This is a genomic window from Brooklawnia propionicigenes, assembly GCF_030297015.1.
Taxonomy (GTDB): Bacteria; Actinomycetota; Actinomycetes; order Propionibacteriales; family Propionibacteriaceae; genus Brooklawnia; species Brooklawnia propionicigenes.
In genome coordinates this window covers 1,498,553-1,521,561 of record NZ_AP028056.1, presented here as the reverse complement: position 1 = coordinate 1,521,561, position 23,009 = coordinate 1,498,553, and the positions used below count along the sequence as shown (strand labels likewise).

Annotated in this window: 22 protein-coding genes; 18 read left to right on the top strand and 4 right to left on the bottom strand. The window is 65.3% G+C overall.

The annotated features are described in order from the left end of the window. The first annotated feature begins 264 nt into the window (after window positions 1-264). The 9 genes from QUE25_RS06820 (at window position 265) to QUE25_RS06780 (ending at window position 8,673) form a co-directional block, all read left to right on the top strand. Window positions 265-921, top strand: coding sequence for an SAF domain-containing protein (locus tag QUE25_RS06820; protein ID WP_286268385.1), 657 nt, complete (start codon window positions 265-267; stop codon window positions 919-921). Then, entirely contained in the window at window positions 921-1,715 is a 795-nt protein-coding gene (locus QUE25_RS06815; protein WP_286268384.1) for a CpaE/TadZ family protein, read from the top strand. Before QUE25_RS06820 ends, QUE25_RS06815 begins: the two co-directional genes overlap by 1 nt. Further along, entirely contained in the window at window positions 1,712-3,166 is a 1,455-nt protein-coding gene (locus QUE25_RS06810; RefSeq protein WP_425332746.1) for a TadA family conjugal transfer-associated ATPase, read from the top strand. The genes QUE25_RS06815 and QUE25_RS06810 overlap by 4 nt, the downstream gene beginning before the upstream one ends. Continuing rightward, window positions 3,163-4,035, top strand: a complete 873-nt coding sequence (locus tag QUE25_RS06805; protein WP_286268382.1) for a type II secretion system F family protein — start codon at window positions 3,163-3,165, stop codon at window positions 4,033-4,035. Before QUE25_RS06810 ends, QUE25_RS06805 begins: the two co-directional genes overlap by 4 nt. After that, window positions 4,028-4,939 (top strand): hypothetical protein, encoded by a 912-nt coding sequence (locus QUE25_RS06800; RefSeq protein WP_286268381.1) that lies wholly within the window; start codon window positions 4,028-4,030, stop codon window positions 4,937-4,939. The genes QUE25_RS06805 and QUE25_RS06800 overlap by 8 nt, the downstream gene beginning before the upstream one ends. A gap of 66 nt (window positions 4,940-5,005) precedes the next feature. Continuing rightward, the gene (locus QUE25_RS06795; RefSeq protein ID WP_286268380.1) at window positions 5,006-5,233 is read left to right on the top strand and encodes a hypothetical protein; all 228 of its coding nucleotides are present in this window, start codon (window positions 5,006-5,008) and stop codon (window positions 5,231-5,233) included. 25 nt (window positions 5,234-5,258) lie between these two features. Further along, a complete protein-coding gene (locus QUE25_RS06790) occupies window positions 5,259-5,594 on the top strand; it encodes a TadE/TadG family type IV pilus assembly protein (protein ID WP_286268379.1) in 336 nt (111 codons plus the stop codon). Continuing rightward, window positions 5,594-6,040: a TadE/TadG family type IV pilus assembly protein gene (locus QUE25_RS06785; RefSeq protein ID WP_286268378.1), complete on the top strand. Its 447-nt coding sequence runs from the start codon at window positions 5,594-5,596 to the stop codon at window positions 6,038-6,040. Before QUE25_RS06790 ends, QUE25_RS06785 begins: the two co-directional genes overlap by 1 nt. Then, window positions 6,037-8,673: a LysM peptidoglycan-binding domain-containing protein gene (locus tag QUE25_RS06780; RefSeq protein ID WP_286268377.1), complete on the top strand. Its 2,637-nt coding sequence runs from the start codon at window positions 6,037-6,039 to the stop codon at window positions 8,671-8,673. The genes QUE25_RS06785 and QUE25_RS06780 overlap by 4 nt, the downstream gene beginning before the upstream one ends. 19 nt (window positions 8,674-8,692) lie before the next feature. Here the strand turns inward: QUE25_RS06780 and QUE25_RS06775 are convergent, their stop codons facing one another. Further along, complete coding sequence (locus tag QUE25_RS06775; protein WP_286268376.1) at window positions 8,693-10,012, bottom strand: MFS transporter; 1,320 nt, start codon at window positions 10,010-10,012, stop codon at window positions 8,693-8,695. A gap of 150 nt (window positions 10,013-10,162) precedes the next feature. Here QUE25_RS06775 and QUE25_RS06770 point away from each other — a divergent pair, with 150 nt between their 5' ends. The 8 genes from QUE25_RS06770 to QUE25_RS06735 all read left to right on the top strand — a co-directional run bounded on the left by QUE25_RS06770 (window position 10,163) and on the right by QUE25_RS06735 (window position 19,156). Then, window positions 10,163-10,612 (top strand): hypothetical protein, encoded by a 450-nt coding sequence (locus tag QUE25_RS06770; RefSeq protein WP_286268375.1) that lies wholly within the window; start codon window positions 10,163-10,165, stop codon window positions 10,610-10,612. Window positions 10,613-11,031: 419 nt separating this feature from the next. Further along, window positions 11,032-12,075 carry a TRAP transporter substrate-binding protein gene (locus QUE25_RS06765; protein ID WP_286268374.1) on the top strand — a complete coding sequence of 348 codons (1,044 nt, stop codon included), beginning with the start codon at window positions 11,032-11,034 and terminating at the stop codon, window positions 12,073-12,075. A gap of 373 nt (window positions 12,076-12,448) precedes the next feature. Beyond that, window positions 12,449-13,945 (top strand): IS1634 family transposase, encoded by a 1,497-nt coding sequence (locus QUE25_RS06760; protein ID WP_425332745.1) that lies wholly within the window; start codon window positions 12,449-12,451, stop codon window positions 13,943-13,945. A gap of 167 nt (window positions 13,946-14,112) precedes the next feature. Continuing rightward, window positions 14,113-15,150, top strand: a complete 1,038-nt coding sequence (locus QUE25_RS06755) for a TRAP transporter substrate-binding protein (protein ID WP_286268373.1) — start codon at window positions 14,113-14,115, stop codon at window positions 15,148-15,150. 156 nt (window positions 15,151-15,306) lie between these two features. Next, window positions 15,307-15,837, top strand: coding sequence for a TRAP transporter small permease (locus tag QUE25_RS06750; RefSeq protein WP_286268372.1), 531 nt, complete (start codon window positions 15,307-15,309; stop codon window positions 15,835-15,837). 2 nt (window positions 15,838-15,839) lie between these two features. Beyond that, the gene (locus QUE25_RS06745) at window positions 15,840-17,153 is read left to right on the top strand and encodes a TRAP transporter large permease (protein WP_286268371.1); all 1,314 of its coding nucleotides are present in this window, start codon (window positions 15,840-15,842) and stop codon (window positions 17,151-17,153) included. A gap of 155 nt (window positions 17,154-17,308) precedes the next feature. After that, a complete protein-coding gene (locus QUE25_RS06740) occupies window positions 17,309-18,331 on the top strand; it encodes an L-idonate 5-dehydrogenase (protein WP_286268370.1) in 1,023 nt (340 codons plus the stop codon). Between the two features lie 42 nt (window positions 18,332-18,373). Further along, window positions 18,374-19,156 (top strand): IclR family transcriptional regulator, encoded by a 783-nt coding sequence (locus tag QUE25_RS06735; RefSeq protein WP_286268369.1) that lies wholly within the window; start codon window positions 18,374-18,376, stop codon window positions 19,154-19,156. Window positions 19,157-19,207: 51 nt separating this feature from the next. Here QUE25_RS06735 and QUE25_RS06730 read toward each other — a convergent pair whose 3' ends face one another. Beyond that, window positions 19,208-20,095, bottom strand: a complete 888-nt coding sequence (locus QUE25_RS06730) for an NAD(P)-dependent oxidoreductase (RefSeq protein WP_286268368.1) — start codon at window positions 20,093-20,095, stop codon at window positions 19,208-19,210. 50 nt (window positions 20,096-20,145) lie between these two features. Here QUE25_RS06730 and QUE25_RS06725 point away from each other — a divergent pair, with 50 nt between their 5' ends. Beyond that, window positions 20,146-20,901 carry an SDR family oxidoreductase gene (locus QUE25_RS06725; protein ID WP_286268367.1) on the top strand — a complete coding sequence of 252 codons (756 nt, stop codon included), beginning with the start codon at window positions 20,146-20,148 and terminating at the stop codon, window positions 20,899-20,901. Here the strand turns inward: QUE25_RS06725 and QUE25_RS06720 are convergent. Then, window positions 20,898-21,557, bottom strand: coding sequence for a response regulator (locus QUE25_RS06720; RefSeq protein ID WP_286268366.1), 660 nt, complete (start codon window positions 21,555-21,557; stop codon window positions 20,898-20,900). The two genes, QUE25_RS06725 and QUE25_RS06720, sit on opposite strands and share 4 nt — an antisense overlap. After that, window positions 21,554-22,891, bottom strand: a complete 1,338-nt coding sequence (locus tag QUE25_RS06715; RefSeq protein WP_286268365.1) for a sensor histidine kinase — start codon at window positions 22,889-22,891, stop codon at window positions 21,554-21,556. The genes QUE25_RS06720 and QUE25_RS06715 overlap by 4 nt, the downstream gene beginning before the upstream one ends. Window positions 22,892-23,009: the final 118 nt, after the last annotated feature.

Below are 23,009 nucleotides of genomic sequence, written 5' to 3'. Positions count from 1 at the left end.
AAGTGTGGGTAGCGAGCACCTGGACGGGCCGGGAACAGTCGAACAATCGGCGCCGAATCCGGGAAATACGGCAGGAATGGGGCGCATTTCTAGAGAAATCCCAAGAAAGCAGATAGAGAGCGCGATAGAAGTCGAGACGGCCCTGGCCGGCGAGCCAGAGTTATCCACAGATTGTCCACACTCTTGGTCAAGCCCTATATCTGTGGCATAAGGTGCTGTCACCGCGACCCCTCCACCCTGCCGCGGTGAAAGGGACTACACCCCATGGCCCTATCACGACCACGTCCCCCGACGGACCTGGCGCCCCCGCAGCGCCCAGCTGCGGTGCAGTTGCGCGCGCGCCGCAGCAACCGGCTCATCGTTCTCGGCGTGCTGTGCGCCTGCCTCGGTGCTTTGATCATGGCTTGGGTGTGGACCGGCACGCAGGAATCGCAGACCGTGGTCGTGATGGCGGCCCACGTGGCGCGCGGTGAACAGGTCGAGGCAGCCGATCTGACGACGACAACGTTGGGACGAGCCGACGGTGTCGCGGTGGTGTCCGCGGACCAGGCGTCCGCGCTTGTCGGGCAGTATGCCCTGGTTGATCTCCCGGCCGGCTCGCTGCCCGGCCCGGACGCGGTGGGGGTGCTTGTCGTCCCCGCCGGCCACGCGCAGCTGGGGCTGCGGCTTGCGGCCGGGCGCCTGCCCTCCCAGCCACTGCCGCCGGGGACCCGCGTCTGGCTGATCGCCGTGCCGGGTGCGATGGATGCGAACACCGGCCCGGGGGCCCAATACGAGGCCGTGGTCGCCTCGGCCCCGCTGGTGACCACTGATGGCAACGGATGGCTCGTCGACGTGCAGGTCGAGGAGTCGGTGGCCGGGCAGCTGGCTGCGCTGGCCGCGGTCGACCGGATCGCGATGGTACGCCGGGGTGATGCCTGATGCTGATCATCTGCGTATCGGCGGGCGGTTCCCCCGGAGTCACCAGCACCGCCCTCGGAGTGGCGCTCAGCTGGCCGCGTGGGGTGCTGTTGGTCGACTGCGACCCGCATCCCAGCCAGGCGGTGCTGGCCGGCTACCTTCGGGGCGTGTCCGAAAGCGGCCGTGGGCTGGGCGCGCTCGCCGAGAGCTACCGGGCCCAGCGGTCCGACTCGTCCGGGGGACTGCTGGAGCAGACGGTGGCGTTGGACGACGGATCTTCGCCTCAGCGCCGTTTCCTGCCTGGTTTCACTCACCCGCGCTCGGCATTGCTCTTCTCGGGCTACTGGGAGCGGCTGGTCGGCCAGTTCGATGATCTGCAGGCCGGTGGGATCGACGTGATCATCGACGCCGGACGCCTTGATGCCGACGGGCTGCCGTCTGCGCTGGTGGAACGCGCGTCCACCATTGCCGTGGTGACCAGGTCGAACCTGCCCGCCCTGGCGACCCTGCGGTTGGCTCTGCCCCAGCTGGCCGATGCCACGGCCTTGATCCCGGCGAGTCCGGGATTGGTGGTGGCAGGTGGGGGCCGGCCCTACTCCGCGCCGGAGATCGCCCGGCAGCTGGAGATGGCGCTGCTCGCCGATCTGCCGTGGGATCCCGCAACCGCCGCGGTGCTCAGCGACGGTGCCGTCCCGCCTCGCAAGCTGACCAACAGGCCGCTGTGGCGGGCGCTGCGCGGCCTGGCATTGCAGCTCGGCGGGCGGCCGGGCGTCCGTGGTCGGCGGACGACCAGAGGCCGGGGGGTGATCTCATGAATCCGCTCGGCAATACCCGTCCGGCAGCGGCCGTTCCGCGGTTGTACCTCGCTGAGGCGCTCACGGCATTGACTCCGCGTGTGGACAGCGAAATGGCGTCACCTCCGATCAGATCGGGCCGCAGCGCCAAGCGAGGCCAGCAGCTTGATGGTGTCGACTGGCAGGTGGTCGTCCAGCTGCGCCGGCAGGCCTCCGAGCAGATCGCGGAGAACTCACAGCACTGGGCCAACGAACACGGGCGCCCGATGTCCGCGGACGACCGGCGGATGATGGGCCGCTCGGTGATCGGCGCCGTCGTCCGCGAACATGCCGGGCGACTCACCCAGACCGGCGAACAGCTCTGGGAGCTGGCCATCGAACAGGCCTACGCTGCCGCTGTCGAGAATGCGATCTTCGGCTACGGCAGGCTGCAGCCGCTGTTCGAGATTCCCACCGCCGAGAATATTGAGATCCACGGCTGGGACTGTGTGGTCGCCCAGCACGGGGACGGTCGGCGCGAGGAGCTGCCGCCGGTGGCCGACAGCGACGACGAACTGATCGAGGCCATTCGCTTCCTCGGTTCCAGTGCCAGCCCGGCGCGAGCCTTCGATGATGCGCATCCGATGATGACGCTGGCCCTCGGCGACCGCTTCCGGCTGCACGCGATCGGTTTCGGGCTCAGCTACCGGCCGTCGATCGTGATCCGGCAGCACCTGTTGACCACCATCAGCCTCGGCGAACTCGCCGGTTGCGGCATGATGCCCGCCGATCTGGCCGATCTGCTGGAGGCCTGTGTGCTGGCTCGCAAGTCGATCGTGATCTCGGGCGATCAGGGCGCCGGAAAGACCACCCTGTTGCGGGCCCTGGTGGCCGCGATCCCCAGCACCGAACGAATCGGCACCCTGGAAACCGACTACGAACTGCTCACCCATCTGCTGCCCACCCGGCGCAATATGGTCGCCCTGCAGGCCAAGACCGGACTCGGGGAGTACCACGACGGACACAGTGTCGGCGAGTACACGGTCGCTGATCTGATTCCCGAGGCGTTGCGGCAGAACCTCTCGCGGCTGATCGTCGGTGAGGTGCGCGGTGGCGAAGCCGGGGCGATGTTCGAGGCGATGCAGTCCGGCGCGGGAACGATGTCGACGACCCACTCCCACTCGGCGGCCTCCACCATGGACCGGCTGGCGGCCCGGGTAGCCCAGGGCGGCGTGCTCGGGGTGAGCGAGGCCTACCGCCAGATCGCGCTCAATCTGCATCTGCTCATCCACGTCTGCCTGGTGGATGACACCTGGCGCGGCGGCACCCGCAAGCGGTTCATCAGTGAAGTCCGTGAGTTGACCGGGGCGGTGGAGAACGGTCGGCCCGTCACTCACCTCGCCTATCGGGCCGACGAACACGGGCGGGCACTTCAGTTGCAGCCCAGCGCTGAACTGCTGGGCGAATTGCGAGCCTTCCGGGGGCACGGATGAACGCCATCTATGTTGCCATCGCCGCCGCGATGATCATCGCGGGCATCTTCGTCGCGCTTGGTGGCTTCCTGCCTTCGGTTGCCGGCCACGATCTCTCGCTGAGCAGCCGCGCCAGTCGTCGCTGGGGTGGGATCCCGCGGCCGATGCGCTGGCGGCTGGCCGTTGGCATCACAGCGGGCATCGTCGTGCTGGCCTTCACCGGGTTCATCCCGGCTCTGCTGCTGGTGCCGGCGTTGGTGGTGGTGCTGCCCGAATTGCTGCGTGCCCAGCCCCAACCCGAGATCGAGATGCTCGAGGCCCTGGATCGCTGGATCCGGGTGCTGACCGCATCGGTGCGCACCGGCAAATCGGTTCCGCAGGCGTTGCGCGCCACGAGCAGCCAGGCTCCGGCGCTGCTCGTCGCGCCGGTGCGTGGGCTGATCGTCCGGTTGGACGACCGCTGGACGCTGCGCGATGGGCTCCAGGCAATGGCCGATGAACTCGATTCGGCCGATGCCGATGCGGTGCTCGCGGCGCTGATCCTGGTCGGCGAACGCGGCGGGGTCGGTGCGTCCGCAACGTTGCAGGCGCTCAGCGATTCCATCCAGGACCGGCTACGGGCGATGCGAGAAGTCGCGGCCGAGCGCGCCAAGCCGCAGTTCGTCGTCCGCCAGGTGACGGTCATCACGGTGGGCGCGGTCGGCCTCGGCATCGTCTTCGCGCCGAGCTACTTCCAACCGTTCACGACCGCACCGGGGCAGCTGCTGATGCTGGTGCTGGGCAGCTGCTATCTGGGCTCCCTGTACGTCCTGCGGCGGATCGCCACGCCGCGGCGCCGCGAACGCATTCTCGTCCGCCTGCAGCCGCAGGAGGTGATCGCCGATGCCTGATCCCCTGTTCGCGTCCGCCCTGTTGGGCGCTGCCGTCGTCGCCGTTGGTGCGTGGCTGGTCGTGTGTGCGGTGCTGCCCCGGACCATTCGACTCGGCGATGCGTTCGGAGTGCTGGCGGAGGCCCGTCCGGGAACAAGCCTTGATTCCGGTCCGGCACTGGTGGCCGATGCCACCTCCCGACTGGAGCTGTCGGGCGCCTGGCTGTATCAGCACGCCCGTCTGCCCCTGCCGGCCGGAACCGCGCGCACTCTGGTGCTGACCGGCCGCACCGTCGGCGACTACTTCTGCAACAAGCTGGTGCTGGCGGCGGGCGGGTTGCTCATGCCGTGGCTCCTCGCGCTCGCCATCCGCCCCCTGACCGGCGGCATGGGCATGATGCCCGCGGTCTTCGGGCTGGGCGCCGCGGTGCTCGGCTGGTTCTGGCCGGACATCGCGATGCGCTCCCAGCAACAGCAGACCAATGCGGATGCAGAGGATGCGCTCAACACCTATTTCGATCTCGTCGTGCTCGAGAGGCTGGCGAATCTGTCGGCGACGCAGTCGCTGGAGGCCGCCTCAAGAATCTCCGATGTCCCCGTATTCATTCGTCTAGCCGGTGCACTAGATAGGGCAAGACTTGAGCAGAGACCACCGTGGAACGACCTCTACCGGCTCTCCCAGGAGCTGGACCTGCCGGCCATCGCCGACATGGCCGATGTGATGCGGTTGGACGAACAGGGCGCCGCGCTCGCGGACGTACTCAGTTCCCGGGCCAAGGAGCTGCGCGATGCGCACCTGATGCGCGAGCTCACCCGAGCCCACCAGACCAGCGAACGGATGACCTTGTGGATGTCGATTCCGGTGATCGTCTTCGCGCTGATCTTCCTCGTCCCACCGCTGCTGAGCATTTCGGGGGTGGGCTGAGACCATGCTCCCGACCTTCGAGATCCCCGACAACCAGGCACCGATACCCCGAAACAGGAGGACGACATGAACGATATGGAGTTGGCCCGGCCGACCCAGGCCACTACCCCTCGCCTGCTGCACCGGGCGGTCGGCACCCTCATCGTGTGGCGTGCCGCCGTTCACCGCGATCAGCGAGGCCTTTCGCAGTCGACGGAGAATGCGGTGTTGCTGACCGGTGCGGTCGCCATCGCGCTCACCGTCATCGGATTGGTGGGCAATTATGTTGCCACGAAGCTCGGAGAGCTCGGCTGAGCGGGGGCCGGGTCGCAGCCGAGGGATGGTCGGCTCGACCCAGCTGGCCCTGCTGATGCCACTACTGCTGACGGTCATCTTCGCGGTGATCCAGGCGAGCATCTGGTTCGCCGGACGCTCCACCGCCCAACAGGCCGCGATGGCCGGAGCAGAGCGGGCGGCGTTCGCCTCGGCCCTCGCCGACGACGCCGAGCGCGTCAGCACCGAGATGGCCGAGCGCGGCGGCTTGGACGGGATCCACGTCGGGGTCGACCGGCAGACGCAGCTGGTGCAGGTGCGCGTCACCGGGCAGGTACCAGGCCTGTTGCCAGGTCCATGGACGGTGGTCGACGCCTCCGCCCAGCGGGTGAAGGAGGCATGATGCGCGAGCCGGCCGGCAATAGGCCGCGAACCGCCCGGGGCAGCGCCGCCGTCGAAGTGGCGCTGATCGTCCCGATGCTGATCGTGCTGGTGCTCGCCCTCGCCGGCGCATGGCGGATCGGCTGGGCGCGTGGCCAGGTCACCGAGGCGGCGGCAGCGGGGGCCCGGGCGGCGACCCTCGCCGGTTCTGCATCGCTGGCCGTCCAGCAAGCCACCGCCGCCATCGAATTCGATCTGGCAACGGTCGATGTGCATTGCAGCGCACTGACCGTGCAGATCGACACGGCTGCCTTCGGCACCGCGCCGGGCACCCACGGCACGGTCAGCGCAGAGGTCGGCTGCACACTCGATCTCGCCGATGTGCTGGTGCCAGGGCTACCGGGATCGGTACAGCTGGAGGCCCAGGCCAGCGAAGCCCTCGACGTTCTGAGGGAGCGGACACCATGAAAACCGCGATACGGATCGTCCGGGCCCTGGCAGCCCTGGCCCTGATGCTCACCGTCGTGATCGGCGGAGCCTGGGGACTGGTGACGGTCGGCCGCCTGGATACCATCCGGACCACCAGCTGGTCGGAGATCCTCACCCGCCCCGACGACGGAGCGTTGCTGCTCGGCATCATCACGATCGTCGGCTGGATCGCCTGGTCGACGGCCACACTTTCGTTCGTCAGCGAGGCCCTGGCTGCCGCCACTCGCCAGCGCTGCCGGTTGCGGTTCCCGGGCAGTGAGGTGCTGGCACCGGTGAGCACCGTGCTGGTGGCTGCCGTCCTCGGGCTGATCGCGAGCCAGCCGGTAGGTGCAGCACCACACCAGATCGCACCCGCCGCTCCGGTGGCAGCACAACCCGAGGCAGCACCACCACAGATTGTGCGGATGGGCGCAGCACCTGCCCAAGCCCCCGACGACGCCACCGGCCGCAGCGCAGCGCCGAACGCCCGGACTCATCTGGTGCAGGCCGGAGACGACCTGTGGTCGCTGGCCGAGCAGTACTACCAGGATGGTGCCCTGTGGCGTGAGATCGCCGCGGCCAACGACACCCTGCTGCTCGTCTCCACCGACCATCTTGAGCCCGGCATGCTGCTCGTGATCCCCGATCTGGCTGGCAGAGACGATGAGCCGAGCGTGATCGTGCAGTCCGGCCAGACGCTGAGCGAGCTGGCCTCCGAACACCTGGGCGATGCCGGGCACTGGCCCGAACTGGCCGCTGCGAACCCGGGACTGGTCACCGATCCCGATGTCATCGATATCGGCTGGCGGCTGAAGCTGCCCACCCCAGCAGACCTCGACACCCGCACCGCGCAGGCCCCGGCAGCAGACCCCCAGATCGATACGACTCCGCTGAACCTGGAGCCGTGCCCGATTCCCCCGGTCGGCCAGAATCAGCCCGGCGAGTCGGCAGCGGCCGACCAGGCGGGTCCACAGATGACCGTCGCCGCGCTGGGAGCCGGCGCAATCACCGCCTTGGCGGGCCTGTTCTTCCTGCGCAGGCGTCAGCAACTGGCCAAGCGTCCGCTGGGTCACGCACTTCCGGCGCTGGGTCCGGACGCCCGCACCGCGAGCATTGCGCTGGCGCACGCGGCGTCCACACTGCCCGCCGTGCCGGCTGTTGCCGGCGAGCCCGGCGAGCGGGGCGAGACCGAGATCGCTCTCGGCCTGGTCCAGGACTCGAGCGCGGCCACGCCCGGCGGCGAGTTCTACTGCGACATCGAAGGCGAGCAGGTCACCTGGCTGCATGGCGATGAGGAAGCCGCGCTCAGCATGGCCACCGCGATGGCGTTCGCACTGGCGGCAGATCCCCTCACGCGGGTGATCGTGGCGGGACCGGCCTTCGGGTGGCTCGCCGATCTCGACGAACCCCGGCTCGAGGTGTACCCGAGTGTCGATCAGGCGTGTCATCGGCTCGGCAACCTGGCCGATCAGCGGGCGGCCAACCGAGAGGAGGATGTTTCGCTTGGTCAGCTGCGTGCCGACCCGCTGCTCTCGGAAGCCTGGTCGCCGATCGTCGTGATCTTGGACGCGATGCCCACCCGGCTGCCCCGCAGGCTCGCTGGTCTGGGTCTCAGCCTGATCATCTGCGCGGGCGACCGGCGTCCGGCCGATGGCTCCGCAGCCATTCATCTGGAGGCTGGTCGGGCCGTCCATCTGCCCACCGGTGAGACCTTCACCCCGCATCTGGTCGGCGCCCCCGCTCGCCGGGCACTGAGCGAGATCTTCGAGGTAGCGGCGGCCACCGACTATCCCCCGGCTCCGTGGTGGGCCACCTATGAAACGGCCGGCCTGCCTGTCGTACTGCCGACAGCGATCAAACCAGGATCAGTGGAGGGAGGCACTGTGTCGTCCATCGCCGAAACCGAGCATCCCGTGGTGAAGCTGCTCGGCACCATCGAGCTGATCGGCGCCCGCGGCGCGCCACCACCGCGGGCAATGAAGCAGTGCGTCGAGTACTGCGCATGGCTGCTGGAGAATCCCGGTGGTACAGCCATGATGATGTCGGACGACCTGATGGTGGCCGAGGCCACCCGCCGATCGAATATGAGCCGGCTGCGCGGCTGGCTCGGCGTGGACGCCCACGGCGGCGCCTATCTTCCGGACGCCTACTCGGGGCGCATCACCCTGCACGCGGGAATCACCTCCGACTGGGAGCAGCTTCAAGCGCTCATCGGCGGCGGAGTGAATCGGGTAGCCAATGCCTCACTGGTGCACGCCCTCGAACTGGTGCGCGGCGCCCCGCTGGCCGACGCCGCGCCAGGTCAGTGGCACTGGGCCGAGCAACTGCGGCACGACATGATCGCCACCATCAGCGACATCGCGGTCGTGCTGGCCCGCCGGGCTCTGAAAGCCGGCGACCTGGACTCGGCCCAGTGGGCGATCGAGAAGGGATTGGCTGTGGGCTCGGAGGATGAACAGTTCGCCGCAACCCAGATCCAGCTCGCTCATCTGCAGGGCGACGACGCCTTGGCCGACCGGTTGGTGATGCAACTGACCCGCAGGACGCGCACCCTCGGCATCGACCTCTCGGAGGAAACCGTGACTCTCCTCCAGGAAGTGGTGGAGGGCCGGGTCCGGCTCCGCCGAGCCTGAGGTGTCCCCGCCGGAAGGCTCAGTAGCGCCTGGCCACCGCACCCAGCTGGTAGCCCTCCGAATCGGAGCTGAGCAGGCTGAACGCTGCCGCGCAAGCGGCGAACATTGCGGCCAGTCCGAGGAAGAAGGGAACCGAGTGGCCATCGAACGGCAGGAGCACAGCTGCGATCACCGCCCCGACCACATAGCCCAGGTTGTTGATGATGTCGTAGACCACCATGACCCGGCCGCGGACCTCATCATCGATATGAGCCTGCACCACGGTATCGCCGCAGATCTTGACCGATTGCAGGCACAGCCCGAGCATGAAGCCCGAAACCAGCAGTCCCGGACGGACAAGCAGACTGCCCGGCATCAGTTGCACCACGGCCGCGGCAGCGAACGCCGCGATGATCGTCCGGCGTACCCCGATGATCTCGGACGCGGGGCTTGCGATGAAGCCGGACAGGGCGAACCCTGCCCCGGAGACCAGGAACCAGGTGCCCATTTCGACCATCACTCGCTCCAGATCGGCATCCGATCCGAAGTAGTGGCGGTAGAGCATGATGATCGCTGTCATCAGCGCCCCATAGCCCACCCGGGCGAAGAAGACCATGATCATGGACAGTGCGGCGGGACGCTTGCGCACGATCTCGCGGCCGGCAGCGGTCAGTCCGCTGAAGACCTGACGCCACGTCGTGACCGGCGCCCCGGCCTCCGGCCCGAGTTCGCCGCGTCCGAAGCCGAGGGCCGTCACCGCAGCAGCGATGAACAGCACGGAGGCGATCACGAAGACCAGCCCATCGGCCCAGTTGGTCGGCAGCAACCTGCCCGAAGCCAGCCTGGCCAGACCTGCCAGCGCCCCACCGATCATCCCGGACAGCGGGCCGAGCATCGGCATCAGCGCAGCGGCTCCCAGATACTCGTCCGAGTCGACCGTCAACGGCATGCCGGCGCTCAGACCTGCGATCTGCAGCCGGTTCAGGCTCAGGGTGATGAGCAGCAGTACCAGCAGGACGGCCTGCCCGGCGACGCCGGCGTGTCCGGTCACCACCATCGCGGTCATGATGATGGCCAAGACCATCCGCAACAGGTCGCAGACCACCACCACCCGCTGCCGGGCATGCCGGTCCAGGATCGGGCTGACGAACGGGCCGACCACCGAGAACGGCAACATCACCAGCGCGATGACCGCCGTGACAGCCCAGGCGTTGGGCTGGGACTGTGGACTGAAAAGCAGATATGCAGCCATGCCGACCTGCACCACGGCGTCACCGCCCTGCGAGAATGCGCGGACGATGACCAGCCGCCGGAACCCGGCGTGACGCATCAGTCGGGCCAGCCGGCGAAGGGCATCCATGATGAACCATGGTAGGAGATGGCCTCGGCCGCTCCGCAGCCGTCTGGCGCAAACGCATGGTCTGGCGCCCGCGGCCGGTTGTGCCGGTGCGTGCGGAGGCCAACGACACACAGGCGCACAGACAGGCTGTATGGTCGGAGGATGCCAGAGATGAGTCACGATGACGTGACCGCCGACAGACCTGACGCCTCAGCGCGGTCCCGGCGCGAGAATGCGCTGCGGCGAGAGGACCTCGCGAACGCGGCGGCCGATCGCGAGGCGCGGGAGGCCCAAGAGCTGATCGATGAGTTCATCGCACAGGCCGAGCGGGCCGGCATCAAGCCAGAACCCCTGCGCATGCATCTATCCGGCGGTGGTACCGCCAGAACCGACAAATTCGGCTGGTATATCAAGGTCAATCAGACCGTCGCCATCGGCAGCGACGGCGGCTACTACATCTTGACCATGCCCGGTGGACTGAAGGAGCGGCTGTCGGGGGTGGCGCTGGTCGCTTCCCAGCCTTCCCTTCAGGTGAGCAGGGGCGGACGCGACGGCGAGTCGGGAGATCTCTCCGACTTCCTGACCAGAAGGCTGCGTCATGGCGATGGCGGAAAGGAGTAGGTCCACGGGCCTCGGTGCCGCATTGGAGAAGCACCAGGGGGCTGATAGTCACCCCTACCAACCCCCTGGGCCATCTGGGCACTGAATATAGCCTTGTCCGACTGTGTCAAGAAATCCGGCTCGCGTGGTTGCCGCCCTTGTTGCCGGATGGTTATCAAATCGTGTCTCAATTCCGCCGAGCGCGGCCGCTTCTGCCTTGTCGGGGCGAAGATCACGATTCGATCAACGCGGTTGCCGAGTTGCCAACTATCCTTGACCCGTTTTTCACGGCGTTTATACACTCCAGACAACGGGTTGAGCCAGCACCCGGTTCATTCAGGCGATATATGATATCGGATTTCAGTCTCGAAGCCGAGCACCCGAATGGCCGAGCCGGCGGCTGGCTTCACCGCGAAAGACCAAGTCAAGGGGGAACAACCGTGAAGTTGTCCAAAGTGATCCTGACCGGCACCGTCGGTCTCATGTCGCTGAGCCTGGCCGCCTGCGGCGGCGGTTCCGGCGACGGATCCAGCGCCGGCGGCGGCAGTCAGACCGTCTTCAAGCTGGCGTTCAACCAGACCGAGGACCACCCGCAGTACGCGGCCGGTGTCGCCTTGGGCGAGAAGCTGGAAGAGGCCACCGACGGCCGCTATTCGGTGAAGGTCTATCCGAACGAGCAGCTCGGTGGACAGGCCGATGTCATTCAGAACCTGTCGAACGGCACCGTCGAGCTGATGTGGGTCGGCGCTCCCGTACTCGAGGGATTCAACTCCGACTTCGTCGTGTTCAACCTGCCGTACATGTTCGATTCCACCGAGGCTCAGGGCGCCGTGCTGTCGAACACCGACGCACTGGATGATCTGTACCACTCGATCGAGGCAGCCAAGTCGATCACCGTGCTCACCGGCGTCAACGCAGGGACGCGCAATGTGTACAACAGCAAGCATCCGATCCAGACCCCGGCTGATCTGCAGGGTCTCAAGATCCGGGTGCAGCAGTCGGATTCCCAGGTTGCGATGATCGAGGCCATGGGTGCGATCGCCTCGCCGATGAACAACGGCGACGTCTACTCCGCTCTGCAGACCGGTGTGCTGGACGGTGCCGAGAACAATGAGGTGACCTGGGATGCTCTGAAGCAGAGCGAGGTCGCGAAGTACTACTCCTACACCCGTCACCTCATGCTTCCCGACTATCTGCTCATGAGCACCAAGGCTCTCGACAAGATGAGCGATGAGGATCAGGCGGCCCTGCTGGAGATCATTCCCGAGATCCAGAAGCTTGCCAACGATGGCTTCGCCGACTTCACCGAGAAGTCGATCGAACACGCGACGTCCATCGGCGCTCAGTTCAATGACGATGTCGATGTGGCCGCATTCAAGTCATTGGTGCAGCCGTTGGTCGAGTCCAGCGTGAACGAGAACGATGTGCGCAAGGGTCTGTACCAGCTGGTTCAGGACGCGAACGCCGCGCACCCGGCCAAGTAGTCACCCTCAGCTGTCCACGCAGCTGTCGTGATCCATATCAGTCGAGGATCCGGGCTTCCCGAGGGAGCCTGGATCCTCGATCGTCTTGGGCGGTGCTGCACAGGCGATCAGATTCGGGTCACCCAAGATCACGATCTGGTCATGGTTTGTTGCCGGGTTGCCAAGAGGCTTGACCCTGAAAGTTCCCGCTTCTTAGACTCGTTTCGTCAGGCTGAACCGTGTTTGGTTTGACGAACACTCACATAGTCGAGATTGCGGGGCTCCGCTGGCCTGACTTGGGCCACGATTCCCGGTTTCGATGTTGATCATGGGATTGGCTAGGTGTGTCGTGTTTGGGGTTGCGCACTAATTGGGGGGTTGTGAAGCTATCAGTGTGGCGTATGTGCGGACGGTGATCACCGGGTCGGGGGCGACGGCTGTTCAGATCGTGTGGAAGTCGGTGCGTGGGTCACGAGATATCGAGCATGTGGGTTCGGCGCATAGCCCGGCCGAGGTCGAGATGTTGAAAGCGTCCGCGGTGCAGCGGATCGCTGCGGGGCAGGACCCGCTGCCGCTGGACCAGCCGGTGGATGATGGGCCCCGGATTCAGGTGGTGGGGATGAGGATGGGCCTGTTGCTCGACGCGATCGCCCAGGTCTATCGCTGGCTGGGTTTGGATAAGGCGAGTGGCGGCGATCTGGTTTTCGAGCATTTGGTGACCGCGCGGATCATCGAACCCTCATCGAAACAAGACGCTGCCCGGGTTCTGGCTGAGGCCGGTGTCGGGTCGATGTCGTATCGCACGGTGAAGCGAAGGCTCCCTACCTTCGCCGAGCCCGCGTTTCGTCGCCGCTTGTCAGGGGCTGTTTCCGCGAGGTCTGATCTGGGTCCCGCGGCCCTGGTTTTATATGATGTGACGACGCTATGGTTCGAAACCGATACCGGTGACGGGTTCCGTGAGCCAGGATTTTCGAAGGAACGCCGCCTGGAGCCACAGATTACTGTCGGGTTGTTGACCGATGCCACTGGCGCCCCGTTGATGATCGAAGCGTTCGAAGGCAACCGCGCCGAGACCAAGACGATGATCCCGTTGATCCGGGGGTTCGTGGAGGCTCACGGGATCGCTGATGTGGTCGTGGTCGCTGATGCCGGGATGATGAGTGAGCAGAACCTGAAAGATATCGAGGATGCCGGCTGGTCGTTCATCGTGGGCGGCAAGATCCCTGACATCCCGTACGCGATCAGCCAGTGGCGCAAACACCATCCGGACGCTGAGCCGCCCGATCAGCTCGTGGTGTCGCAGAAGCTGGTGCATGGCGTGAAAGCTGATACCCGGCATCGGATGGTGTATTTCCAGTACCGGGCCGCCCGTGCCCGCCGTACCCTGCATGGTGTCGATCAGCAACTCGCGAAAGCCGCGAACGCGGTCGCGGGGAAGGCCCCGGTGAAACGCAACCGGTTCATCACCTTGTCCGGGGCACGTCCGTCGATCAACCGGGAACTGGAGACCAAAGTCCGGACGCTGGCCGGGTGGAAGTCGTATGTGACGAACCTGGACAAGCCGGCCGAGTTCGTGATCGGGGCGTATCACCAGTTGTGGCATGTCGAACACGCGTTCCGAATGTCCAAACACGATCTGAAAGCCCGCCCGGTCTACCACCACAAGAAAGAGTCGATCGATGCTCACCTGGCGGTCGTGTTCGCTGCGCTGGCGGTCAGCCACCACATCGAACAAGCCACCGGCTGGACCATCAAACGCTTCGTGCGTACCTTCCGTCAATACCGCGACGTCACCCTCTCGGTCGCCGGTCAGACCATCACCGCGAGCCAGCCCATCCCCGCAGACGAAGCCGACACCCTCACCAAGATCAAAAACTCAGATGCGCACTAAATTGGCCCAAGTCGGGTCTTAGACTCGTTTCGTCAGGCTGAACCGTGTTTGGTTTGACGAACACTCACATAGTCGAGATTGCGGGGCTCCGCTGGCAGCTTGGCCGGTCCGGGTTTCGCAGTGATCGCCGCAAAGTCGCATTGCTTGTCTGAGGAAGGACATCAACAATGAAGTTGTCAAAGGTGGTATTGACCGGCATAGCGGGTCTTATGTCGCTGGCCCTGGCCGCCTGTGGTGGCAGCTCGAACGGTGGCTCCGGTGGTGGCGGCAGTCAGACCGTCTTCAAGCTGGCGTTCAACCAGACCGAGGAGCATCCGCAATACAAGGCGGCTGTGGACTTCGGGAAGAAGCTCGAAGAGGCTACCGACGGCCGTTACTCGGTCAGGGTGTACCCGAATGAGCAACTCGGTACCCAGTCGGACGTCGTCCAGAACCTGTCGAACGGCACCGTCGAAATGATGTACATCGGTGGTCCTGTGATGGAAGGCTTCAACTCGGATTTCATCGTCTACAACCTGCCCTACATGTTCGCTGGCTATGACGCTCAGCAGCAGATCTTCAACGACGAAGAACTCAACAAGGACCTGTTCACCTCGATCGAGGGCTCCAAGAACATCACGGTGTTGACCGCGCTGTATGCCGGCGTGCGCAACGTCTACAACAGCAAGCATGCTGTGGTGACTCCTTCTGATCTCCAGGGTCTGAAGATCCGGGTGCAGCAGTCGGACTCGCAGGTCTCCATGATCGAGTCCATGGGCGCGATCGCCTCCCCGATGGGTCAGGGCGATGTCTACTCCGCTCTGCAGACCGGCGTCCTGGACGGTGCTGAGAACAACGAGACCGTCTACCATCAGCTGAAGCACGATGAGGTTGCGAAGTTCTACTCGTTCACCAAGCACCTGATGATCCCCGACTACCTGCTGATCAGCACCAAGGCGTTGGAGGGCATGGACGACGCCGACCGCGAGGCCTTCGTCGGTCTCGTCCCTGAGCTGCGCGAAGAGGCCAACACCGGCTTCCTCGAGTTCGCGAAGGAATCGCGGGCCGCATCCGAGTCGGGCGGCGCACAGTTCAACGAGGACGTCGACGTCGATGCCTTCAAGGCACTCGTTCAGCCGATGGTCGAGTCGGCCGTCAGCGCCAATGATGTTCGCAAGGCGCTCTACGACGCCGTTCAGGCCGCCAATGCGGCTCACCCGGCCTGATAGGGCCATTGATCTGAGTAACTCGCGCACGGGCAGCACGTAGTCGCCCGTCCGTGATGCCCTCAACCGAAGACATCGGGTTCCGGCTCAGTGCTGGGCCGGAACCCGATCGGCTTTCGCGGTCTTCACCAATAACACACAAAAAAGGCTCAGTGCATGAAAGCTTTTAGCGTATTTCAGCGCGTGGTCGATGCGATTTTGAGATGGGTTTGTATCGTATTGTTCGCGTTGCTGGTCATTCTGGTCGTGTACCAGGTAGTCATTCGTTCGTTCGGTGGTGGTAACGCGTGGACCGAGGCGATGGCTCGGATCATCTTTATCTGGCAGGGCATCATCGGTGCCGCCTACGTCATCGGCGAGAACGACGACGTCGCGATCGACTTCCTCGTCCGGAAGTTCCCCGCGGCCGTGGTGAAATTCTTCGAGGTATTGGCACACTCGATCGTCGGGTTCTTCGCGGTGTGGGTGATGATCATGGGTGGCTGGAGGCTTGCCGACTCGGCCTTCGATCAAACCGTCGAGCTCTTGCCATTCTCACAGGGGCAGATTTACCTGATTTTGCCGGTGACCGGCATCCTCATCGCGATCTACTGCATTTTGAATATCATCAAGGCGGTTACTTCCGAAGTGAAGATCGTCGCCGAAGAGGACATCGATCTTGCATCCATTCAGGAAGAGGGCATCTGATTATGAGTGACGCAGCACTGGTTGCTCTCATCCTTGTGGTGGGCATGTTCGCCCTGATGGCCATCGGCGTCTCGGTGTCGGTTTCGATCGGCTTGCCCTCCGCGATCTGCTTGGTGATCTTGATGGGTCCCGAATCGGGCATTTTTACCTCGGCGCAGAAGATTTATAACGGCGTCGATTCGTTTGCATTGCTTGCCATCCCATTGTTCGTGTTGGCCGGTGCCATCATGAACCAGGGCGGTATCGCCTCACGATTGATCGATTTCGCGAAGGCGTTGGTTGGGCCGATGCCCGGTGCCCTGGCGCAGACGAACGTGCTCGCTTGTATGCTGTTCGGTTCTATTTCGGGTTCGGCCCTGGCCGGTGCATCCGCCGTCGGCGCGATCATGGCTCCGGAAGAGGAGAAGAGCGGCTATGACATGAGTTTCGCCGCCGCGGTTAACATCGCCTCGGCCCCGTCAGGCATGCTGATTCCCCCTTCGAACACGATCATCGTGTACGCCCTGGTGTCGCAGGCATCGGTGGGCGCACTGTTCCTCGCGGGCTACATTCCGGGCATCCTTTGGGCCCTGACCTGTATGGTTCTGGTCTACTTCTACTCACGCAAGCATCCCGAGCTCAAGGGCGCAGGCTTCCCCCCGTTCAAGGAGGGCCTGAAGGCCTTCTGGCGGGCGGTACCGAGCCTGGGATTGATCATCGTGGTCATCGGCGGCATCGTGTTCGGCGTGTTCACCGCGACCGAGGGTGCGGCCGTCGCCGTGATGTACGCGCTCATCCTGTCCTTGATATACCGTACGGTGCGTGTCCCGGACCTTCCGAGGATTCTGCTGAGCGCGACCCGTACCTCGTCCGTGGTGGTGTTCTTGATCGCCCTGTCGTCGATCATGAGCTACGCAATGGTGTTCGCGAATATCCCGAATCTGATCGCTGACTGGCTGACCTCGGTCACCTCATCCTCGGTTGTCTTCCTGCTTATCATGGCCGTCGTCTTGTTGATCATTGGAATTCCGCTTGATGCGACTCCTGCTGTGCTGATCTTCACCCCGATCTTCCTGCCGATCGCCACGCAGTACGGCATTCATCCGGTTCACCTTGGCATCATGATGGTGTTCAACATGTGTATCGCCGTCATTTCTCCGCCCTCCGCGCCAGTGCTCTTCGTCGGGGCCCGTGTGGCCGGCAAGAAGGTGGAAGACGTCATCGGTCCGCTGATGCCATTCTTCGGCGCATTGATCGTGATGCTGTTGATCGTGCAGTACATTCCTGCGCTGTCCATGTGGTTGCCCACAGTGGCAGGTATGGTCCAACCCGCCTGATCGGTCACCGAATCCACCGGTCGACCGACGTCGGTCGACCGGTGGTGGTGCCCCGTTCCGGATTTATCCCCGATTCACCGATGGCACCGACCTGCACTCGGTGGATTCGGGATGATGCTGAGCTGACTCAAAATCCCACAGAAGGAGGAACGGCGATGAAGGCCGTTTACATCAAGGGCAAAGAAGATCTCGAAATCGCAGAAGTTCCGGTTCCCGAACCAGGGCCCGATCAGGTTCGGCTCAAGGTCGCCTATGTGGGCATCTGCGGATCAGACCTGCACTACTACTTCAACGGCGCCAACGGCACCTTCGTGGTGCGCGAACCGCTGATTCCCGGGCACGAGATGTCCGGCTACATCGACGCGGATCCGCAAGGCGAATGGGCGCAGGGCACCCCGGTCACCGTGCATCCGGCCACCTTCGGACCCGAGGTGCCCGGCATGGAGAACCTGCGGCATCTTCGCCCGGGCGGCTCCTACCTGGGCAGCGCGTCGACCTGGCCGCACACCCAGGGCGCGATGGCCCAGTACATGCTGGTCGGACGAGACATGGTGCGCGTGCTGCCGGAAGGCGTTTCGGTCAAGGCCGCCGCTTTGGCCGAGCCCCTCGGCGTGGTGCTGCACGGCATCAACATGGCCGGTGACCTGACCGGCAAGAACGTCCTGGTGTCGGGATCCGGCCCGATCGGCCTGCTGGCCACCTTCGCCGCCAAGCACCGCGGTGCCAGCAAGGTCACCTCGTCCGATGTGCTGGACGGGCCGCTCGCCCGCGCCAAGCAGATCGGCGCTGACGAGGTCATCAACGTGACCAAGCAGCCGCTGCCGGAGGAGACCTACGACCTGATCCTGGAATGCTCGGCGGCCGCGCCCGCTGTCAACGGCTGCATGAAGGCGATCAAGCCCCGTGGCCGCATCGTCCAGATCGGCATGTTCCCGGGTACCCCGGTGGCTGTCGAGTTGGCGGCGCTCGGCCAGAAGGAGATCACCTGGATCGGCACCTTCCGCTTCGACAATGAGGTGGACGAGGCCATCGAGATGATCGCGGCTGCCCCGTCGGTGGCGGACGTCGTCACGCATGTCATCGCGGTGGACCAGGCAACCGAGGCCTTCGATATCGCGAAGAACTCGGAGATCTCCGGCAAGGTGCTCGTCAAGTTGGACGGTGAGGTCGAGGAATGATCTGTATCCGCGTCGGCACATCGCGAGAGTGAAACCGCCGCGATGTGCAGTGCATCAGTAGAAGTGCCACCGCGCGGGTCACCTTCGGTGTCCCGCGCGGTGGCCATCTTGAACCTGATCGCGCAGCGGCCAGGCGGCTGGTCGTTGACCAAGATCGCGTCCAGCCTCGGGCTGGCGAAGTCGTCCGTGCTGACCATCCTGACCTCGTTGGAGGCCGCCGGAATGGTCAGCCGGACCGACAACTACTACGACTTGGACGTCGGCGTCCTGACCCCTGCAGGCGGCTTCCTGCGCGGCACGGATTCGATCAGCCAGTTCAAGCGCGAAGTCGCGGCAGCACCGGTGCTGTCGGGTGAGCTCGCCCATCTGGCGCTGCTCGCCGGCCGGGAGGTCACCTATATCGCGCGTCATGTCGGACGTGAACCCCTGCCGGTGACCGCCGGAGTGGGCGACCGGTTCCCCGCCTCGATCACCGCGGTGGGGGTGGCCCTGCTCGCGCAGCTCAGCGATGAGCAGATCGTCGAACTCTACGGCGACCTGGAGCGGCTGCCGCGCTGGTCACCGCGCTCGACGACCAATCTGTCCACTCTGCTGGCCAAGCTGAACGAGACGCGCGCTGCCGGCTATGCGGTCGACGACGGTGAGACCTACCCCAACGTCTTCGCCTACGGACTGGTGGTACACCGGGTCGGCAATCATGCGCAGGACTTCTCGATGAGCGTCTCACTGCTGCTGGACGAAGCCACCCCGAAGCGCCGGGCGCAGGCCCTCGAAGAGCTGAAGGGCGTGCGAGACGCCCTGGAGTCGGGCAACGACCTGCGCTGATCGCGCGGGTCGTCGCCCCGATGGGTCAGCCCGGGCCGCCGCCCCGATGGGTCACTCGGCAGTGATCTGTTCCAGGTACTTGTGGACGACGGCCAGGTCGTCGTCGCCGAGTCCGGCTTCGGTGAGGCCCTGGTAGATCTGCAGTGCCTTGCTGCTGATCGGCAATGTCCGCGACGAGGCCGCGGCCTCGCCGAGCGCGATCTTCAGGTCCTTGACCATGAACTTGGCGGCGCCGGTGTTGGAGTAGTCGCGCTGTTCGACCTTGGCGTGCTTCGCGTTCAGCACAGCGCTGCCGCCCCAGCCCTTGGCGAGCATCGAGTACATCAACGCCACATCCACGCCGGCGCCCTCGGCGAGCAGCGCGGCCTCGGCGAGCGCGGCCATCGTCACGCCGACGATCATCTGATTGCAGGCCTTGACGACCTCACCGGCCCCCAGGGGGCCGCAGTGCACCGGCGTGCCGCAGGCCTTCAGCACCTCAATCGCCTTCGCTGCCGGTTCGTCATCCCCACCGACCATGATCGACAAGGTACCTGCCTTGGCGCCGGCCTCGCCACCGCTCACCGGGGCGTCCACCACCTGCAGCAGGTCTTCGGTAGCCACCGCGACACGGCGCGCCAACTCGCGGACATCGCCGGGGGCGACGGTGGAGCTCACCACGAGCACGGTCGGCGTCTCAATGCCGGCCAACAGGCCATCCGGGCCATCGAGCAGCGGCGCCAGTTGGGTGAGATCCTGCAGCATGTCGATGATCACGTCGCAGGTCTGCCCGATGATTCGCGGTGTCGCCTCGAAGACCGCGCCCTCGGCTGTCAGGGCTGCGGCCGAGGCCTCGCGACGCGCCCACACCGTCAGCTGGTGACCGGCGGCGATCAACTGATGCCCCATCGGGGCGCCCATCTTGCCCGGGCCCAGCAGGGCCACACGTGAGGTAGTCATGCCCATAGAATATGGGATGATGCCGTCGTATCGCCGTATGGGAGCACGTGATGAACTCAGCTTTTGACATTTCCGGCCTGACCGCCGTGATCACCGGAGGAGGTCGGGGGCTCGGGCTCGGTATTACGACCGCATTGCTGGATGCCGGAGTCGACGTGCACGTGATCTCCCGGCGTCCGCCCGATGAGAGCGTGGTCGTCCAGGCCGTTGAGAGCGGACGGAGACTCATCCATCACCAGGCCGATCTGTCCGACCGTGAGGCGCTACCGGTGATCGCCGAACAGATCCTGGCCACCGATCAGATCGACATTCTGGTCAACAACGCAGGCACACAGGAACGCCACCCGGCGATCGAGTTTCCGCTGGAGTCCTTCGACCGGGTAATCGACATCAATCTGCGTTCGGTCTTCCAGGCCTGCCAGCTCTTCGGGGCTGCCATGCTGGAGCGTGGGCGCGGCAAGATCATCAACATCGCCTCGATGCTCAGCTTCCAAGGCGGCTTCAACGTGCCGGCCTATGCGGCATCCAAGGGCGGTGTCGCCCAGTTGACCAAGGCGCTGTGCAACGAATGGGCGTCGCGGGGGGTCAACGTGAACGCGATCGCCCCCGGGTACATGGACACCGAGATGAACACCGCGCTGATCGCCGATCCGGTGCGCAGCGAACAGATCATGGTGCGCATTCCGGCCGGGCGCTGGGGCAATGGCGAAGACATCGGCAACGTCGCTGTCTTCCTGGCATCGCCGGCCTCCGACTACATTCACGGTCAGATCGTCCCCGTCGACGGCGGTTGGCTCGCGCGCTAGCCGACCAGCCCGGTCTCGAAGGCGATCAGCACGAGGTTGACCCGGTCACGGGCGCCCAGCTTCGACAGCAGGCGCCCGACATGGGTCTTCACCGTGCCCTCGGCCATGAACAGGTTGGACGCGATCTCCGCGTTGGTGGCACCCTTGGCGATCTCGACGAGCACCTCGCGTTCACGATCGGTGAGCACATCCAGCCGGGGGTCTTCGCGTCCGGGTGAATCGGGCAGCCGAGCCACCACATGTTCGAGCAGCCTGCGGGTGGCGCTCGGCGCGACGACGGCCTCGCCCGCGGCCACCGAACGGATGGCATTCAGCAGGTCGTCCGGGCGGGCATCTTTGAGCATGAAGCCGGATGCGCCGGCCTTCAAGGCTGCGAAGACGTATTCGTCCAGATCGAAGGTGGTCAGCACCAGCACCTTGGTCGGCAGCCCGGCCGCGACGATTCGGCGGGTGGCCTCGACGCCGTCCATCTCGGGCATCCGGATGTCCATCAGCACGACATCGGCCGGGCTGTTGGTCAGTGCGGTGAGGGCCCCCAACCCGTTGGTGGCCTCACCGACCACGGTCATGTCGTCCTCGGCGTCGATCAGCATCCGGAATCCGCTGCGGACCAGGGACTGGTCGTCTGCGAGGAAGACTGTCAGGGGTTGGGTCATGTTGGCTCACCGTTCTGTTGATGCTTGGTCCATTCTTCCCCATCGCGAGGAGCCTTCGCGCCTGCCCTGCGGGTCAGTGGCAGGATCGCTCGCACCACCCAGCCTCCGGATCGGGTCGGCTTGGCGGTCAGCTTGCCGCCCATCGCGGTCACCCGCTCCTGCATGCCCTGCAGCCCGAAGCCCGATCCCTGCACCGAGATCGGCGGGTCCCCATTGACGGGAGTGTCCGGTCCAGGTGCATCATTGGCCACCTCGATGCTGATGGTGGTCGGCTGATAGATCAGTGCCACGGTGGCCTGCGAAGCAGGGCCCGCGTGCTTGAGGAAATTAGTCAATCCTTCCTGCACGATCCGATAGGCGGTCACGCCGAGAGCTGCGCTGACCGTCGGCTGCGTCCCGGTCACGGAGAACTGGACGCGCTCGCCGGCCTTCGCCACCATCGCGGGAATGTCCGACAGCCCGGGTGCCGGCTGGAAGTCCGCGGGCCGCGGATCGTCGGGATCGGCGCGCAGCACTCCGACGATGCGGCGCATCTCGCCCAGAGCCTCGCGCCCGGTCTCGGAGATGGTTTCGAGCGCCTCGATCGCCGCCTCCGGGCGCTTGCGCGCCAGCGCCTTGCCGCCGTCGGCCTGCACGATCATCACCGACAGCGAATGCGCCACCACGTCGTGCAGTTCGCGGGCGATGTCGGTGCGCACCCTCGCCTCGATCATGCGGGTCTGCTGATCGCGTTTGACGAGCTCGGATTCATAACGTTCTCGGGCTGCGAGTTCGCGTTCCTGGCGGGCGACCGCTGTCTCACGATCGCGTCGTCCGAGCAGATAGGGAGTGATCGTCCAGGCCAGGCACAGTGCGATCAATGGCGCCAGGATCGGCAGCAACTCGGGGCTCATCGACCCGATCGGATCATCCACCGACCAGCGCACCGGTCCCAGGATCGATCCGAGGCCTCCGGCCAGCACGATCAGCCGGGATTCGTGGCCGTCCACCCAGCGTGCCACCGAGTAGCTCGCGATGGGTACCGCGATCAGCGCCCAGGTCGGGGCAGGGACGAGGAACAGCTGCGCAAGGCCGCCCGCCGAGATCAGCGCGGTCATGATCAGCGGATGGGTCCGGCGCAGCGCCAGCGGCAGCACGATCGCGATCGAGGTGAGCACCGAGGCCAGGTAATAGTGGCTCCTGAGGCCGGTACCCACCAGGTCTCCCCAGAACGCCGTGCAGCCGGTCAGGATGATCGCCACCGCCAAATCGATGCGCCAGATGCTGCTGCGTGGTGCGTCGACGGGACCGTCCTCCAGCGCCATGGCGGCGTCATCGGTCGGGTCGGACTGCATTCCTCCAGGATAGGACGACGATCTTCGCGGATCCCTGGCAGCGTCGGTGCAGGTGCAGGTGCAGGTGCAGGTGCAGGCGCGGCGATTGGGAGGATGTTTGCGGGGTTTGCTACCGTCG

Bases quoted from the DNA above. Each gene is read 5' to 3' on its own strand.
- QUE25_RS06720 (WP_286268366.1), bottom strand. From the start codon at position 21,557: ATGACCCAACCCCTGACAGTCTTCCTCGCAGACGACCAGTCCCTGGTC.
- QUE25_RS06755 (WP_286268373.1), top strand. From the start codon at position 14,113: ATGAAGTTGTCAAAGGTGGTATTGACCGGCATAGCGGGTCTTATGTCG.
- QUE25_RS06745 (WP_286268371.1), top strand. From the start codon at position 15,840: ATGAGTGACGCAGCACTGGTTGCTCTCATCCTTGTGGTGGGCATGTTC.
- QUE25_RS06725 (WP_286268367.1), top strand. From the start codon at position 20,146: ATGAACTCAGCTTTTGACATTTCCGGCCTGACCGCCGTGATCACCGGA.
- QUE25_RS06810 (WP_425332746.1), top strand. From the start codon at position 1,712: ATGAATCCGCTCGGCAATACCCGTCCGGCAGCGGCCGTTCCGCGGTTG.
- QUE25_RS06805 (WP_286268382.1), top strand. From the start codon at position 3,163: ATGAACGCCATCTATGTTGCCATCGCCGCCGCGATGATCATCGCGGGC.
- QUE25_RS06750 (WP_286268372.1), top strand. From the start codon at position 15,307: ATGAAAGCTTTTAGCGTATTTCAGCGCGTGGTCGATGCGATTTTGAGA.
- QUE25_RS06815 (WP_286268384.1), top strand. From the start codon at position 921: ATGCTGATCATCTGCGTATCGGCGGGCGGTTCCCCCGGAGTCACCAGC.
- QUE25_RS06795 (WP_286268380.1), top strand. From the start codon at position 5,006: ATGAACGATATGGAGTTGGCCCGGCCGACCCAGGCCACTACCCCTCGC.
- QUE25_RS06740 (WP_286268370.1), top strand. From the start codon at position 17,309: ATGAAGGCCGTTTACATCAAGGGCAAAGAAGATCTCGAAATCGCAGAA.
- QUE25_RS06770 (WP_286268375.1), top strand. From the start codon at position 10,163: ATGAGTCACGATGACGTGACCGCCGACAGACCTGACGCCTCAGCGCGG.
- QUE25_RS06775 (WP_286268376.1), bottom strand. From the start codon at position 10,012: ATGGATGCCCTTCGCCGGCTGGCCCGACTGATGCGTCACGCCGGGTTC.
- QUE25_RS06715 (WP_286268365.1), bottom strand. From the start codon at position 22,891: ATGCAGTCCGACCCGACCGATGACGCCGCCATGGCGCTGGAGGACGGT.
- QUE25_RS06790 (WP_286268379.1), top strand. From the start codon at position 5,259: ATGGTCGGCTCGACCCAGCTGGCCCTGCTGATGCCACTACTGCTGACG.
- QUE25_RS06820 (WP_286268385.1), top strand. From the start codon at position 265: ATGGCCCTATCACGACCACGTCCCCCGACGGACCTGGCGCCCCCGCAG.
- QUE25_RS06730 (WP_286268368.1), bottom strand. From the start codon at position 20,095: ATGACTACCTCACGTGTGGCCCTGCTGGGCCCGGGCAAGATGGGCGCC.
- QUE25_RS06800 (WP_286268381.1), top strand. From the start codon at position 4,028: ATGCCTGATCCCCTGTTCGCGTCCGCCCTGTTGGGCGCTGCCGTCGTC.
- QUE25_RS06735 (WP_286268369.1), top strand. From the start codon at position 18,374: ATGTGCAGTGCATCAGTAGAAGTGCCACCGCGCGGGTCACCTTCGGTG.
- QUE25_RS06785 (WP_286268378.1), top strand. From the start codon at position 5,594: ATGCGCGAGCCGGCCGGCAATAGGCCGCGAACCGCCCGGGGCAGCGCC.
- QUE25_RS06780 (WP_286268377.1), top strand. From the start codon at position 6,037: ATGAAAACCGCGATACGGATCGTCCGGGCCCTGGCAGCCCTGGCCCTG.